Annotated in this window: 11 protein-coding genes and 1 pseudogene; 4 read left to right on the top strand and 8 right to left on the bottom strand. The window is 72.5% G+C overall.

Annotated features, from left to right (window positions below):
- Nucleotides 1–9: 9 nt before the first annotated feature.
- The 6 genes and pseudogenes from QZ500_RS01205 to apbC form a co-directional block, all read right to left on the bottom strand.
- The gene (locus QZ500_RS01205; protein WP_295849819.1) at nucleotides 10–654 is read right to left on the bottom strand and encodes a thermostable hemolysin; all 645 of its coding nucleotides are present in this window, start codon (nucleotides 652–654) and stop codon (nucleotides 10–12) included.
- Between the two features lie 82 nt (nucleotides 655–736).
- Nucleotides 737–1,543 (bottom strand): annotated as a pseudogene (gene fdhD / locus QZ500_RS01200) (formate dehydrogenase accessory sulfurtransferase FdhD); the annotation flags it as partial.
- A 413-nt stretch (nucleotides 1,544–1,956) separates the two neighbouring features.
- Entirely contained in the window at nucleotides 1,957–4,290 is a 2,334-nt protein-coding gene (locus QZ500_RS01195; protein ID WP_295849816.1) for an FdhF/YdeP family oxidoreductase, read from the bottom strand.
- Nucleotides 4,291–4,430: 140 nt separating this feature from the next.
- Nucleotides 4,431–6,059: an OFA family MFS transporter gene (locus QZ500_RS01190; protein ID WP_295849814.1), complete on the bottom strand. Its 1,629-nt coding sequence runs from the start codon at nucleotides 6,057–6,059 to the stop codon at nucleotides 4,431–4,433.
- A gap of 168 nt (nucleotides 6,060–6,227) precedes the next feature.
- The gene (locus QZ500_RS01185) at nucleotides 6,228–7,190 is read right to left on the bottom strand and encodes a LysR substrate-binding domain-containing protein (protein WP_295849811.1); all 963 of its coding nucleotides are present in this window, start codon (nucleotides 7,188–7,190) and stop codon (nucleotides 6,228–6,230) included.
- Between the two features lie 107 nt (nucleotides 7,191–7,297).
- On the bottom strand, nucleotides 7,298–8,395 hold the full coding sequence (gene apbC / locus QZ500_RS01180) for an iron-sulfur cluster carrier protein ApbC (protein ID WP_295849810.1): 1,098 nt from the start codon (nucleotides 8,393–8,395) through the stop codon (nucleotides 7,298–7,300).
- Nucleotides 8,396–8,555: 160 nt separating this feature from the next.
- On the opposite strand from apbC, the gene QZ500_RS01175 reads away from it, so the two are divergent.
- Nucleotides 8,556–9,803 (top strand): patatin-like phospholipase family protein, encoded by a 1,248-nt coding sequence (locus QZ500_RS01175; RefSeq protein ID WP_295849807.1) that lies wholly within the window; start codon nucleotides 8,556–8,558, stop codon nucleotides 9,801–9,803.
- A gap of 16 nt (nucleotides 9,804–9,819) precedes the next feature.
- Here QZ500_RS01175 and QZ500_RS01170 read toward each other — a convergent pair whose 3' ends face one another.
- Nucleotides 9,820–10,641 carry a tripartite tricarboxylate transporter substrate binding protein gene (locus tag QZ500_RS01170; protein WP_295849805.1) on the bottom strand — a complete coding sequence of 274 codons (822 nt, stop codon included), beginning with the start codon at nucleotides 10,639–10,641 and terminating at the stop codon, nucleotides 9,820–9,822.
- 98 nt (nucleotides 10,642–10,739) lie between these two features.
- Entirely contained in the window at nucleotides 10,740–11,723 is a 984-nt protein-coding gene (locus tag QZ500_RS01165) for a LysR family transcriptional regulator (RefSeq protein WP_295849803.1), read from the bottom strand.
- Between the two features lie 131 nt (nucleotides 11,724–11,854).
- Here QZ500_RS01165 and QZ500_RS01160 point away from each other — a divergent pair, with 131 nt between their 5' ends.
- The 3 genes from QZ500_RS01160 to QZ500_RS01150 all read left to right on the top strand — a co-directional run.
- Nucleotides 11,855–13,285 carry a hypothetical protein gene (locus QZ500_RS01160; protein WP_295849801.1) on the top strand — a complete coding sequence of 477 codons (1,431 nt, stop codon included), beginning with the start codon at nucleotides 11,855–11,857 and terminating at the stop codon, nucleotides 13,283–13,285.
- Between the two features lie 89 nt (nucleotides 13,286–13,374).
- Nucleotides 13,375–14,565 carry a diguanylate cyclase gene (locus QZ500_RS01155; protein WP_295849799.1) on the top strand — a complete coding sequence of 397 codons (1,191 nt, stop codon included), beginning with the start codon at nucleotides 13,375–13,377 and terminating at the stop codon, nucleotides 14,563–14,565.
- Nucleotides 14,566–14,680: 115 nt separating this feature from the next.
- Nucleotides 14,681–14,847 (top strand): class I tRNA ligase family protein (locus QZ500_RS01150; protein ID WP_295849842.1); only part of this gene is annotated, 167 nt, incomplete at its 3' end.

Genomic DNA, 14,847 nt, shown 5'->3' with positions numbered 1-14,847 from the left:
GGGACGATTTCACTGCAAACCTTTCGGGAACGATGCCGAGGGCGCGAGCGACCGGAGGGCCTTGCCCAGTTGACCGGCCAGCACGATGGGTCGGTGGTCATAGTAGGAGCCCCAGTGCCCGACGTCCGCACCCAGCAGTGCCGGGTCGGCCACGCCCAGCGCGAGCGGCGCAACCCCGATCCGCGTGAACAGCTGGCGCAACCCCAGGGTGAGGGTGCATACCACCCAGCTGAAATCCTGCTCTGCGAGGTGCGACCCGATCAGGCCGATCAGGTGGCGTCCTGCACCGGGCCGGGCGGCGGCCAGGTGGCCGACCTCGACGATGCTGCGGCGCGCCGGCCCGTCATCGTGCTGGAACGCCAAGAGGGATTCGACCGGTGCGGGCAGGTAGCGTTCGAGGAACAGCGTTTCGTCTGCAGCGCAGCGGTAGCCCGCGGCGGCGACGATCTCGTCCTGGTCCTGCACGCTGACGAGCGTCGGGGCAAAGCGCCGCACATCGGCGCCGTACCGCCGGGCGAAGACCTGCCGGATGAAGGCTTCGACCTCGGTGCGTCGAGGATCGTCGATACCGTGGACCACCAGGCGCGGAGCCGATGGCAACGCCAACACCGGTAGTGCGGATTCTCGACCGTGCGGCGACAAGGCCATCACCATGCATCCCTCCTCGTGGTGTCCAGCGCCTGTGTGGCGGTGGCTCGTAGGAGGTGGATGCTCGCGGGCGATCCTTAAGACGGCATTAAGTCGGCGTAGGACCTGTCATTGGACCGAACCCACCGCCAGACGGCCCTCGATCTTCTGCAGCGGCATAGCGCACAGCCCGGTCGCCCCGGCACAGGCCCCAGAGCTGCATGCCCGCCTGCCCGGCGATGCGCACGGCCAGCGCGGTCGGTGCGGAGATCGTCGCGAGCGCGGGCACGCCGAGCCGGGCGCATTTGCGGGCCAGTTCGTAGCTGGCGCGGCTCGACATCACGACGAAGCCCGGCGTGCCCAGCAGGCCGTCAGCGGCGAGCTGTCCGAACAGCTTGTCGAGCGCGTTGTGGCGGCCCACGTCTTCCAGCACGGCCGCCAGGGTGCCGTCGGGCAGCGCCCAGCCGGCCGCGTGGAGCGAGCCGACCTGCGCATTCAGCGGCTGGCGCGCCGACAGCGCGTCGAACGCCGCCAGCACGGTGGCGGCCTCCAGCCCCGCCAGCGCGGCACCGGCCGCTAGGGCCTCGGGCACCAGGTCCAGCGCGTCCAGGCTGTCGATACCGCAGACGCCGCAGCCGGTGCGGCCGACCAGTGCCCGGCGCCGCTCCTTCAGCCGCGCGAAGCAGCGGCTCGCGATCTCCAGATGGACCTCGATCGCCGGCGCCTCGGGATCGTCCGCCGCGGGCGGTGCGGTGACCGGCTGCACCTCGATGCCGAAGCAGTCGGCCGGCGCGTCCAGGATGCCTTCGCTCAGCGCAAAGCCGAGCGCGAAGGCCTCCAGATCGGCGGGCGTGGCCATCATCACCGCATGCGAGATGCCGTTGAAGACGAGCGCGACCGGCACCTCGGCGGCGATCCGGTCGTCTTCCGGCGGTACGACCGGTGCGGCGTCGGCGCCGGCGCCGGCGCCGGCACCGGCACCGGCACCGGCACCGGAACCGGCACCGCGCCGCAGCCGCTGCACGCGGCAGGCCACGACCGGCGGCGGCAGGGGTGCCGCCGGCGGCTCGGCCGCGAGCGCCTGCACCGCGTCGCGGCCGGCCTCGGTGAGCTGCGCCATCCAGCGGTCGCCGTCGTGCGCCATCGCGACCCAGCCCGGCCCCTGGTGGTCGCCGATGCGGGCGCTGCCGAGCATCGAGAGTTCGCGCATCACCGCGCTCGCGCCCTGCTGCAGCTGCTTGCCGAGCCGCGGCACCGACACCGCCTGCCCGGCCGGCACCGCCGCCAGCAGGTGCAGCAGTGCCGCAGCGGGGCTGTCGGCGGCCGGCGTCAAACGGCCGCGCCCTCGGCCGTCGCGGCCTGTGCCGCTGCCGCGTCGCCGCCGCGGTGCGGCACCAGCACCACCGGGATCGACTTCGAGGTCGGCGTGCCGGCGGTCAGTGCGACCGACTCCAGCGGAACCAGCGGGTTTGTCTCGGGGTAGTAGGCGGCGAGGCAGCCGCGCGGAATGTCGTAGGCGACCAGCTTGAAGCGGTCGGCGCGGCGCTCCTGACCGTCGTCCCAGACGGTCTGGATGTCGACCCAGTCGCCGTCGCGCAGCCCGAGCGCGCGGATGTCCTCAGCGTGGATGAACACCACCCGGCGCTGGCCGAACACGCCCCGGTAGCGGTCGTCCATGCCGTAGATCGTGGTGTTGTACTGGTCGTGCGACCGGGTCGTGCCCAGGTTGAAGACCAGCGTGTCCTTCACCCGGGCGCGGGCGCGATGCACCGGCGTGTCGGTCGGCAGTGCGTGGGCATAGAAGTTCGCCTTGCCGGTGTCGGTGGTCCAGACCCGCTCGCTCGCGGTGTTGCGCAGCCGGAAGCCGCCGGGCACCGACACGCGGGCGTTGAAATGGTGGAAGTCGGTGAACACGCGCTCGATCATGTCACGCACCCGGCCGTAGTCCTCGACCGCGCCGAGCCAGTCGATGCGGCTGCGTTCGCCGAGGGTGGCATGGGCCAGGCGCGCGACGATGGCGGGCTCCGACAGCAGGTGCTCCGACGCCGGCGGGTTGATGCCTTTCGAGATGTGCACCATGCCCATCGAATCCTCCACCGTCACGCCCTGCGGGCCGGTGGCCTGCATGTCGATCTCGGTGCGGCCGAGGCACGGCAGGATCAGCGCTTCCTTGCCGTGGACGACGTGGCTGCGGTTGAGCTTGGTGGTGACATGCACCGTCAGGTCGCAGTTGCGCAGCGCCTTCCAGGTCTCGAAGGTGTCGGGCGTGGCGGCGGCGAAATTGCCGCCGAGTGCGAAGAAGGTCTTGCCGCGGCCGTCGCGCATCGCCTGGATCGCCTCGACTACGTCGAAGCCGTGTTCGCGCGGGGCCCGGAAGCCGAAGACCTGCTCCAGCTTGTCGAGCAGCGCCGCCGGCGGCTTCTCCCAGATGCCCATGGTGCGGTCGCCCTGCACGTTGCTGTGGCCGCGTACCGGGCAGGGCCCCGCCCCTTCGCGGCCGATGTTGCCGCGCAGCAGCAGCAGGTCGACGATCAGCTGGATCGTCGCGACCGAATGCTGGTGCTGGGTGATGCCCATGCCCCAGCAGACGATCGTGCTTTTGGCGTGGTGGTATATCTCGGCGGCCTGGCGGATCTGTTCGCGCGACAGGCCGGATTCGGTCACCAGCGCGTCCCAGGACTCGGCGCGCAGGTCGGCCAGCAGGCCCTCGACGCCCCGGGTGTGCTCGGCGATGAAGGCATGGTCGAGCACCGCCTCGCCGGCGTCTTCCCATTCGACCAGCTGCTTCATCATCCCCTTGACCGCCGCCAGATCGCCGCCGACCTGCAGCTGGAAATAGTGGGTGCTGATCGGCGTGGAGCCGAGCGTGGCCATCTCGATCTTGCTCTGCGGATCCTGGAAGCGTTCCAGGCCGCGCTCGCGCAGCGGGTTGAAGCTGACGATCTTCGCGCCGCGCTTGTGCGCCTCGCGCAGCTCGCCGAGCATGCGCGGATGGTTGGTGCCGGGATTCTGGCCGAAGATGAAGATCGCCTCGGCATGCTCGAAGTCGTCGAGCGACACCGTGCCCTTGCCCACGCCCACCTGCGGCCGCATCGCGCTGCCGCTCGGCTCGTGGCACATGTTGGAGCAGTCGGGGAAATTGTTGGTGCCGTATTCGCGCACGAACAGCTGGTAGAGGAAGGCGGCTTCGTTACTGGCCCGGCCCGAGGTGTAGAAGATCGCCTGGTTCGGATCGGGCAGCGCGTTCAGGTGCCGCGCGATCAGCGCGAAGGCGGCGTCCCAGTCGATCGGCACATAGTGGTCGGTGGCCGCGTCGTAGACCATCGGGTGCGTGAGGCGGCCCTGGTCCTCCAGCCAGAAGTCGCTCTGGCGCGCCAGGTCGGCGACGCGGTGCTGCGCGAACAGCTCCGGACCGGCACGGCGGGCCGTCGCCTCGGCGGCCACCGCCTTCGCGCCGTTCTCGCAGAACTCGAAGGTCGAGGCGTGGTTGCGGTCGGGCCAGGCGCAGCCGGGGCAGTCGAAGCCGTCGGGCTGGTTGGCCGACAGCAGCGTCTTCGCGCCCTTGAGCGCGATGTCCTGCCGCTGCAGCGCGCGACCCACCGATTTCAGGGCGCCCCAGCCGCCGGCGGGGCCGTTGTAGAACTCGATCTTCTGTTCGGACATCGCAGTCTCCTTAGCAGAAAGCACTGTGCGCTCTTTCCATCAGGACCGCCGCGGAACGGGCTTGGCCCGGCCGCCGGCGGTGCCCCCTTCGCGCAGCGGAAGGGGGTAGGCGGAGCGCAGCGCAGCCTGGGGGAAGCGTTTCAGTTGAAGAATTTGGATGCGCTCAAGAGCGTGCGGTACACGCCCCACGCCAGCGGAATGCCGACCGCCGCCCAGGCCAGCGCCACCAGCGCGGGACTCGTCGTGCCGCCCGCGCCGCTGCCGGTGCCGACTTCGGACGCAGCCGCCTTCTCGTGCGCCAGCTTCTTCTCGGTCGCCAGCTCGGCGTCGGTCATGAACCACTTGTCGGCCAACGGCCGCACCAGCAGGTTGGCGATGAAGCCGATCACCAGCATGCCGACTAGGATGTACATCGTCTGGTTGTAGACCTGTTCGCGCGGGATGCCCAGGCCGAGCTGGTATTCCCGCATGTAGTTCACGACCACCGGGCCCAGGATGCCGGCGGTGGCCCAGGCGGTGAGCAGCCGGCCGTGGATCGCGCCGACGAACTGGGTGCCGAACAGATCCGCCAGGTAGGCCGGCACGGTGGCGAAGCCGCCGCCGTACATCGACAGGATGATGCAGAAGGCCCCGACGAACAGCAGCTTGTTGCCGGCGCCGGCAGCGCTCGGGATGCTCGCGTAGAGCAGGCCGCCCAGCACGAAGAAGATCGCGTAGGTGAGCTTGCGGCCGAGCTTGTCGGAGATGCTCGCCCAGAAGAAGCGGCCGCCGATGTTGAACAGCGACAGCAGCGCGGTGAAGCCCGCGGCGATCACGCCGATGGCGGTCAGCTGGGTCTTGTCGAGGTCCGCGTAGCGCGCCTGCACGTTGATCAGCGCGCCGCCGAAGACCTCCTGCAGCATCGGCGAGGCCATGCCGATCACGCCGATGCCGGCGCTCACGTTCATGCACAGCACGATCCAGATCAGCCAGAACTGCGGGATGCCCCAGACCTTCTTCACATGCACGTGGCGCTGGGTGATCATGGCGTTGGCCGACGGCGGCGGCGGCGTCCAGCCGGCGGGCTTCCAGCCGGTGGCGGGCACGCGGTAGAGCAGCGCGCCGGCCATCATGAAGACGAAATAGATCGCCGCCATCACCAGGAAAGTGGGTGCGACGCCGACGTCGGTGGGCGTGGAGAACACCTTGAGCAGCTCGGCCGCCAGCGGCGAGCCGATCATCGCGCCGCCGCCGAAGCCCATGATCGCCATGCCGGTGGCCATGCCGCGGCGGTCGGGGAACCACTTGATGAGGGTCGAGACCGGCGAGATGTAGCCGAGGCCCAGGCCGATGCCCCCGATCACGCCCGAGCCGAGGATCATCAGCCAGAACTGGTGCAGGTGGATGCCGATGGCCGACAGCGCCATACCGCCGCACCAGCAGAGCGCCGACACCACGCCGGCCTTGCGCGGGCCGGCACGCTCCAGCCAGCCGCCCCAGATCGCGGCCGAGCAGCCGAGGAACACGAAGAACAGCGTGTACATCCAGCCGAGCGTGGCGACACTCCAGTCGCACTGGGTGGTGAACAGCTGGGCGAAGAAGCCGACGTCCTTGCCGCAGGCGGCGCCCTTGCCGGCGGTGGCGAGCGCCTTCGACAGCGGCAGCCAGAACACCGAGAAGCCGTAGGCCATGCCGATGCACAGGTGGATCGCCAGCGCGGCGGGCGGCACCAGCCACCGGTTGAAGCCGGGGCCGGCGATGGTGCGTTCCTTGTCCAGGAATCCGGGCATGCGTCTCTCCTCGTCGTTGTGGTGAGCCTGTGACCAGGCGTATCAGAACTGGTGAGTGTCGTGGCGCAGGCGGGGCCGGTCCAATTGAATCCCGACATGCGGCGATTCAAAAACTAAATGGGAGGGCGGGCCGCACCCGGCAGCGATGGCGGCCGTGGCCGGGGCCGATCAATCGGCCGGCGGCTCGACGGTGAAGCTGCCGCTGTGCCGGGCGGCGTGCTGGCGCCAGCCGTCCTCGCGGGCGAGTTCCAGGGCCGCGGCGAGCACCCGCGACGGTCGGGTGCCGGCCACCGTCATGAAGCCGACCGGCGTGCGCACGTCGGGATGCTCCAGCGGGCAGGCTTCGAGTTCGCCGTAGCCGCGCACCGCGTCCACCAGCGCGCCGGGGAGGATGCTGCAGACCTCGCCGACCACCACGCTCAGCGCCAGGGTCAGGATCGAATTGGTCTCGATCGCCGGCTTGACCTGCAGCCCGGCCATCGCGAAGGCGCTGTCGACGATGGTGCGGTTGTGCATCTCCTCGGTCAGCAGGCACAGCGGCCGGGCGCCAGCGTCGCGCCAGGCCATCGGCGTGCAGAGGCGCAGCCCCTCGGTCCCGCCCGCCGCCGAGCGGCGGCGCACGTAGTAGTAGCGCTCGGTGTACTGCGCCAGCGCGTCGAGCCGCAGGCCGCGGGCGCCGAGCCGGTCGGTGTAGCCCAAACCGATGTCGAGCGACAGGCCTTCGAGTTCGGTCTCGATCTCCGGCGAGCTCATCGAGCGCACCACCGGGGCGATGCCCGGGTGGCGCGCCTGCAGCAGCGCGGCGAAACGCGCGACGATCGGCATCGCGGTCGGCACCGCGCCGATGCGCAGCGTGCCCTGCGGCCGGCCGGCGCCGCTGTCGAGTTCCTGCTGCAGCATCGCGTGCTCGCGCAGCATGCGCTGGGCGGTGGACAGCACCCGCTCGCCCTCGTGCGTCAGGCCGGCGTAGGTGCGGCCGCGCTGCACGATCACGACGCCGAATTCCGCTTCCAGCGCCCGCAAGGCGTTCGACAGCGCCGGCTGGGTGATGTGGCAGGCCTGCGCCGCCCGGCCGAAGTGCCGGTGTTCGTTCAGCGCCACCAGGTAGCGCATCGAGGCGAGCAAGTTCATGGCGGAACTACGACGCGCCCTACGCTATCGAATCGATAGCTGTTTGTGCAGGCTGGACGGGCGCTCAAGGCGAATTTCCGCATGAAAACGCACTGCCGCGCCGTGCATCAGGTGTCCTGGCTCACGGTGATGGTCGGGAAGCGACCGGAAAAATCCTTGCCGCGGCCGGCCAGCCCGACCGCCAGCTTACGCGCGATCGCACGGTAGAGCGCCGCATGCGCGCCCTGCGGATCGGCGGCGACCGTCGGCGTGCCGCCGTCGGCTTGGCGGCGGATGTCGATCGCCAGCGGCAGCGCGCCCAGGTAGTCCATGCCGAACTCCGCCGCCATGCGCTCGCCGCCGCCTTCGCCGAAGATGTGCTCGGCATGGCCGCACTGCGTGCAGACGTGCACCGCCATGTTCTCCACCAGCCCGAGGATCGGCACGCCGACCTTCTCGAACATCTTCACGCCCTTGCGGGCGTCGATCAGCGCCAGGTCCTGCGGCGTGGTGACGATCACCGCGCCGGCGACCGGCACCCGCTGGCTGAGCGTCAGCTGGATGTCGCCGGTGCCGGGCGGCATGTCGACGATCAGGTAGTCCAGGTCGGTCCAGTTCGTCTGGCGCAGCAGCTGCTCCAACGCCTGGGTGACCATCGGCCCGCGCCAGACCATCGCCTGGTCGGGCGCGACCAGGAAGCCGATCGACATCAGTTGCAGGCCGTGCGCGACGACCGGCTGCATCGTCTTGCCGTCGTCGCTCGCCGGGCGCCGGTCGCCGGTGCCGAACAGCGTCGGCACGCTCGGGCCGTAGATGTCGGCGTCCAGCAGGCCGACCGTGGCGCCCTCGGCGGCCAGCGCCAGCGCCAGGTTGGCAGCGGTGGTGCTCTTGCCGACGCCGCCCTTGCCGGAGGCGACCGCGACGATGTTGCGTACGCCGGGCATCGGCTGCAGGCCGCGCTGCACGGAATGCGCGACGATCTTCTGGGTGAAATTGACCTCGATGCGGGCGTCGCCCGCGACCGGCCGCACCGCGTCGGCGAGCAGGCTGCGCAGCGCGGCATGCTGGCTCGCGGCCGGATAGCCCAGCTCGACCGCCAGCGCGATGCTGCCGTCGGCCGCGACGCTGACGCCGCGCAGCGACCGCGAGGCGACGAAGCCCTGTCCGGTGTTCGGATCGGTCACGCCGGCAAGGGCGTCTCGGACGGAGGATTCGGTGACGGGCATCGGGCAGGCAGTCCTGGAAAGAGACGAAAAACGAGGGGCCGGCCAGTCTAGCGAAGCTGCGGCAGCCTTCCGGGCGGTGCGGTGAATCGGTATTTGCCCGGCTGTGGCGCGGCCCACCACAGGCCGCACGGCGCCGGGGGCGGCTTCGATAATCCGCGCCATGCCGGCCGAACCCGCCCCTTCCGCGCTGCCGCGACCGCCGGCCTCGCACCCCGGCACCGCGCTGCTGCTGACCGGCGGCGGCGCCCGTGCGGCCTACCAGGTGGGGGTGCTGGAGGCGATCGCCGACCTGCGCCGCGCGGCCGGCCAAGGCGCGGGCGGCAACCCGTTCCCGATCATCGCGGGCACCTCGGCCGGGGCGATCAACGCCGCGTCGCTCGCCTGTGCGGCCGACGACTTCGACACCGGCGTGCGCCAGCTGGCGGCGGTCTGGCACGGCTTCCGGGCCGAGCAGGTCTACCGCGCCGATGCGCTGGCGATGCTGCGCAGCGGCGCGCGCTGGATGTCGCTGCTGTCGCTCGGCTGGCTGCTGGCGCGCTGGCGCCGGCTGCGGCCGCGCTCGCTGCTCGACAACACGCCGCTGGCCGCGCTGCTGGAGGCGCAGGTGCCGCTCTCGCGGCTGCCGATGCTGATCCGCCGCGGCCACCTGCAGGCGCTGGCGGTGACCGCATCGAGCTACACCACCGGCGAACACGTCACCTTCTTCCAGGCGCGGCCGCGCGCCCGGGCCTGGGCCCGCTCGCAGCGCCTGGCGGTGCGCGACCGCATCACCCATGCGCACCTGCTCGCGTCGTCGGCGATCCCGTTCGTGTTCCCCGCGGCGGCACTGCCGATGGGCGGCCGCGCCGCCTGGTTCGGCGACGGCTCGATGCGGCAGTCCGCGCCGATCGCGCCGGCGATCCACCTGGGCGCCGAGCGGGTGCTGGTGATCGGCGCCGGCCGGCTGCACGAACCGGCCGGCGCCGTCCCCGATACGAACGCGGTGCCGTATCCGTCGGTCGCGCAGGTCGCGGGCCATGCACTGTCGAACATCTTTCTCGACGCGCTGGCGGTGGACGTGGAACGGGTGCAGCGGGTGAACCAGACGCTGTCGCTGGTGCCGCCGGCCGCCCGCCACGCCAGCAGCCTGCGACCGGTGGAACTGCTGGTGATCGCGCCGTCGGAAAGGCTCGACGACGCCGCGGCGCGCCATGTGCACGCGCTGCCGGCACCGGTGCGGGCCATGCTCGGCAGCCTGGGCATGCCGGCCGCCGCCACGCCCGATGCGCGCAGCGCGGCGCTCGCCAGCTACCTGCTGTTCGAGGCCGGCTACACCCGCGAACTGATGGCGCTCGGCCGGGCCGACGCGCTGCGGCAGGCCGACGAGATCCGGCGTTTCTTCGGCTGGCCGGCCGCGGCGGCCGCCTGATTGCCGCAGACGGCGGTCAGCGCGGCTGGCGGGCGATCTCGTCGGCGAACGCCTGAGCACTGCCGCCCGCGACCAGGTTCCCGCCCGCCACGATCCGTCGGCGCAGTGCGGGCTGGTCCAGCGCCTCCGCGAACACCCGGTGCAGCCGGTCGCGCACGGCAGGCGGCGTGCCGGGCGGCGCGAAGATGCCGAACAGCGAGGTGCGGTCGGCGCCGGGCATGCCGGATTCGGCGAAGGTCGCCACCGCCGGCAGCAGCGCCACCCGCTGCGGCGCGCCGACCGCCAGCGCCCGCAGCCGGCCGGCGCGCAGGTGGTCGAGCTGCAGCGGCCCGACGTTGGTCGACAGCAGTTCGAACTGGCCGCCCACCGCATCCTGCAGCTGCGCGCCGCCGCCGCGGTACGGCACATGGGTCACCGCGATGCCGGCGGCCCGGCACACCGCTTCCAGGACCTGGTGACCGACGGTGCCCGTCCCGGTGGTCGCCCAGCGCAGGGCGCCGGGCCGGGACCGCGCCGCGGCGAGGACGTCGGCCAGGCCGCCGGCGGGGAAAGCCGGCGTGGCGACCAGCAGCGTCGGCGTGCGCACCACCGCGATCACCGGCACCACCGCCGCCGCCCAGGCGGGCCGCGGCAGGCCCGGCGGCGCGGCCAGCGGACTGATCGCGCAGAAGCAGAGGGTGCGGCCGTCAGGCACGGCCCGCGCCAGGGCCTGCAGCGCCACCGCCCCGCCGGCGCCGCCGCGGTGCTCGACGACGATCGGCCCGCCGAGCGCGCCGCCGACCTGCGCCGCCAGCGCGCGGGCGACCAGGTCGCTCACCCCGCCGGGCGGGTAGGCCACGACCAGGCGGACGGGGCGGTCCGGTGTGTCTCCCGCCGCACCGGCCGCACGGCCCGCCGCGACGGCGGCGACCGCGAGGCAAGCCCGGCGCCGCTGCATCACGCCGCCGTCCCGGTCGGCCGCGCCGCGTCGGCCTGCACCGCCACCGCCGCACGCACCAGCCCGATGAAGGATTGCAGCGCGGCACTGCCCTCGGCCGTCCGCCAGGCCAGGGTCAGCGGCGCGTCGAGCGGGCCGCCATCCGCCAACGGACGGTAGGCGACCGCCTGCGGATGCGCGCCCTGCATCGAGGCCGGCACCACCGTCACGCCCTCGCCGGCGGCGACCAGGTTCAGGCTGGTCATCATCCGCGGCACCTCGTGGACCACCTGCGGCCGGAAGCCCTGGGCCTCGCAGAGGGCCAGCAGGTCGGCGTACAGGCCCGGCGCGCCCGGCCGCCGCACCAGGATGAACCGTTCGTCGCGCAGCTGCGCGAGGCGGAGCGCGCCGGCGGCAGCGGGCGATCCGCCGCGGCGCTTCGGCGGCGCAGGTGCAGACGTCGGTGCATGCAGCAGCGGATGGTCGACCGGCAGCGCGACCAGCACCGGCTCGCGCAGCAGCGTCTCGAAGGCGAGTTCCGGCGGCCGCGCGACCGGCACGCGCAGGAAGCCGCAGTGCAGCCGGCCGTCGGCGATGGCCTCGGTCAGGCCGGCCGCATGGTCCTCGACGATCTGCAGCGCGATGCCGGGAAAGGCCTGCCGGCAGTCGCGCAGTACCCGCGGCGTGAACGCATGCGCCGCGGCCGAACTGGTGAACCCGACCGCCAGCACGCCGGCCGTGCCGCCGGCCACCGCTTGCATGCGGCGCGCGAGCGCACCGACGCCGTCGAGCAGCCGCCGGGCTTCGTCCAGCAGCACCCGGCCGCTGTCGGTGAGCGCCACGCCCTTGGGATGGCGCACGAACAGCACGGTGCCGAGTTCGGCCTCCAGCGCGCGGATCTGCTGGCTCAGCGGCGGCTGCTGCAGGCCGAGCGCCGCGGCCGCGCGGGTCATGTGGCCGGCCTCGGCGACCGCGACGAAATAGCGCAGGTGGCGCAACTCCATATGCTGGATGTCTCCTGTCGCAATGTTCCAGATATTTGACCTATGGCGGCCGCCGAGTCTACGCTCGCCGGCACGGCCGCACGGTGCACCTTCGCAGCGCCCGCCCACCTTTAAGAACGGAGACCTTTTCCATGCAGACCCATCCCCGGAGCCTTCCCCGGCGCACCTTCGCCGCCCGGCTGACCGCTCCCCTGGCCGCCCTCGCTGCGGCGCTGCTGGCCGCCGGCTGCGCCCTGCCCCCCGCGGCGACCGGCACCGCCGGCCCCGCCCGTGCGTCGGCCACGCTGCCCGCGACTGCCGAGGCTGCGCCCACGCCCACCGACTGCCCGCGTGTGCTGCCCGCCGGCAGCCGCTGCCTGAGCGGCCAGGACTCCGCCGGCGCCTATTACCTGATCGCGATCCCGCCGGACTGGAAGGGCACGCTGGTGATGCATTCGCACGGCGGCCCGACGCTCGGCCCGCCGCGCCTGTCTCGCACGGTCGAGGACCTGGAGCGCTGGGCGGTCACGGTCAAGGCCGGCTACGCCTGGGCCGGCTCCAGCTTCCGCCAGGGCGGCGTCGCGGTGCGCGCCGCGGCCGAGGACACCGAGCGGCTGCGCCGCATCTTCGTGCAGCACGTCGCGAAGCCGGACTTCACCATCCTGCACGGCCAGTCCTGGGGCGCCAGCGTGGCTGCCACCGGCGCGTCGATGTTCACCGACGACGGCGCCGGCCGCCGCCCCTACGACGCGGTGCTGCTCACCAGCGGCGTGCTGGCCGGCGGCACCCGGGCCTACGACATGCGGCTCGACCTGCGGGTGATCTACCAAGTTCTGTGCGGCAACCATCCGCGCCCGGACGAGGCGCAGTACCCGCTCTGGATGGGCCTGCCCGCCCACAGCGCGCTCAAGCCGGCCGACCTGGCCGCCCGGGCCAACGCCTGCCTCGGCCTCGACAAGCCTGCCGCCGCCCGCACGCCCGAACAGCAGCAGAAGGCGCGCACCATCGCCGACACGCTGAAGATCCCCGAGAGCTCGATCCTCAGCCACCTGAACTGGGCCACCTGGCACTTCCAGGACATCGCGCAGCACCGCACCGGCGGCCGCAACCCGTTCGGCAACATCGGCGCGGTCTACCGCGGCTCGTCCGACGACGCGGCGCTCAACCGGGCCGTCCTGCGCTACCGTGCCGATCCCGAGGCGGTGCGCGTGTTCGGTGCCGACACCGATCCCGACGGCCGCATCCCGGTGCCGGTGCTCACCGTCCACGGCATCGGCGACCCGACCGCCTTCGTCGAGATGGACGACAGCTTCCGCCGCACGATGGAACGCGCCGGTACCGCCGACCGCCTGGTGCAGACCTTCACCCGCGACAACGGCCACAGCTACCTGACCGAGCCCGCCTATCCCACCCTGTTCGCGGTGCTCACCGACTGGGCGCGCGGCGGCCGCAAGCCGACGCCGGCCGATGTCGCGGCACGCTGCCCGTCGTTCGAGGCGCGCTTCGGCACCGGCTGCCACTTCGTGCCGGACTACCGTCCGCAGCCGCTGGAAACCCGCGTCGCGCCGCGCGAGCGGCCCTGATCCGGCCGGCCGGCGCATCGGGACGTCGCCCGCCGGCCGGTCGGTTAGATTCGCGGGGCGTGCCGCCGCCGAGCGGCCGCGCCCGCCCGATGCATCCGACCTCCGCCCCGCCACCGCTGCTGCCTGCGCCGTCGTCATCGACGTCGCCCCCTGCAGCCGCTCGCCGGCCGTACTGGCTGGTGCAGATGAACTACCGCAACCGCAGCATCTTCTACGGGCTGCTGTGCCTCGCGATCACCGCGCGTTTCCGGGACACCGGCGCCAGCGCCACGCTCTGGGTGCTGATGGGGCTGCAATTCCTCGTCTATCCCCACCTCGCCTACCTGTTCGCGCGCCATGCCGCCGACCAGCGGCGCGCCGAGATGCGCAACCAACTCGCCGACGGCCTGCTCGCCGGCGCCTGGGCTGCGGCGCTCGGGCTGCCGCTCTGGATCGTCTTCACCATGTTCGCCGGCACCTGCCTGCACATGGTGACCTTCTACGGCTATGCCGGCCTGCCCCGGGTGTTCGCAGCCATGGGCACCGGCGCGGCGCTGGTCTGGGCGAGCGGCCGCGCCGCGCCGATGCAGCTGCAGACCGACCTCGCCACCACGCTGCTGTCGATGCTGGCGCTCACGCTGTTCTTCGTCGCCTTCGCCCACGACGGCTACCGCCGGGCGATGCGCCAGCACCGCGCCGAGCAGACGCTGCGGGCGCAGGTCAGCGAGATCTCCGCGCTCCAGGCCCAGCTGCAGGACCAGGCGGTCCGCGATCCGCTGACCGGCCTGCACAACCGCCGCCACCTGGCCGAAGTGCTGCCGGCGGCCCTGGCACGCTGCCGTGCCGACGGCACCTCGCTCGCGGTGGTGCTGATCGACCTCGACCATTTCAAGCAGATCAACGACCGCCACGGCCATGCCGCGGGCGACGCAGTGCTGCAGGTGCTGGCACGGCTGATGCAGGCGCGCATCCGGCCGCAGGACATGGCCTGCCGCTACGGCGGCGAGGAGTTCCTGCTGGTGATGGGCGGCGCGACGCTGGAGGTGGCGCAGCAGCGGGCCGATGCGCTGCGGCGCAGCTTCCAGCAGGGCGGCATCCGGGTCGGCGACCTGCACCTCGTCGCCACGCTGTCCTGCGGCGTCGCGGCCTTTCCCGGCCACGGCCACGATGCGGACACGCTGCTGCGCGCGGCCGACTCGGCGCTCTACCGGGCCAAGGCCGCCGGCCGCAATCAGGTGGCAAGCGCCTTTGGTGAGGCGGCCTCTGGCCCCGGCGAACCGCCGGCGGCCCGCGCGGTCTAGCCACGCGCATACGGAGCCCCGCGGCCGGCGCGGCCCGGGCCCGGGCCCGGGCCCGGCATCCTAGAATCGCGGGCTCGCCCGCCCGGGGCGAACCGCCTCCCGAAAGCCGCCTCCGATGCCGACCCCCCCGCGCAAGCTCTTCGTCACCACCGCCCTGCCGTACGCCAACGGCCCGTTCCACATCGGCCACATGCTGGAGTACATCCAGGCCGACACCTGGGTGCGGTACCAGCGGATGCAGGGTGCCGAGGTGAACTTCGTCGGCGCCGACGACGCCCACGG

Origin of the sequence: uncultured Xylophilus sp., from assembly GCA_913776965.1 — a bacterium.
In the GTDB taxonomy this organism is placed as follows: domain Bacteria; phylum Pseudomonadota; class Gammaproteobacteria; order Burkholderiales; family Burkholderiaceae_C; genus Xylophilus.
Note: the sequence above shows the minus strand (reverse complement) of the source record. Positions and strands in the feature narration are given on the sequence as shown.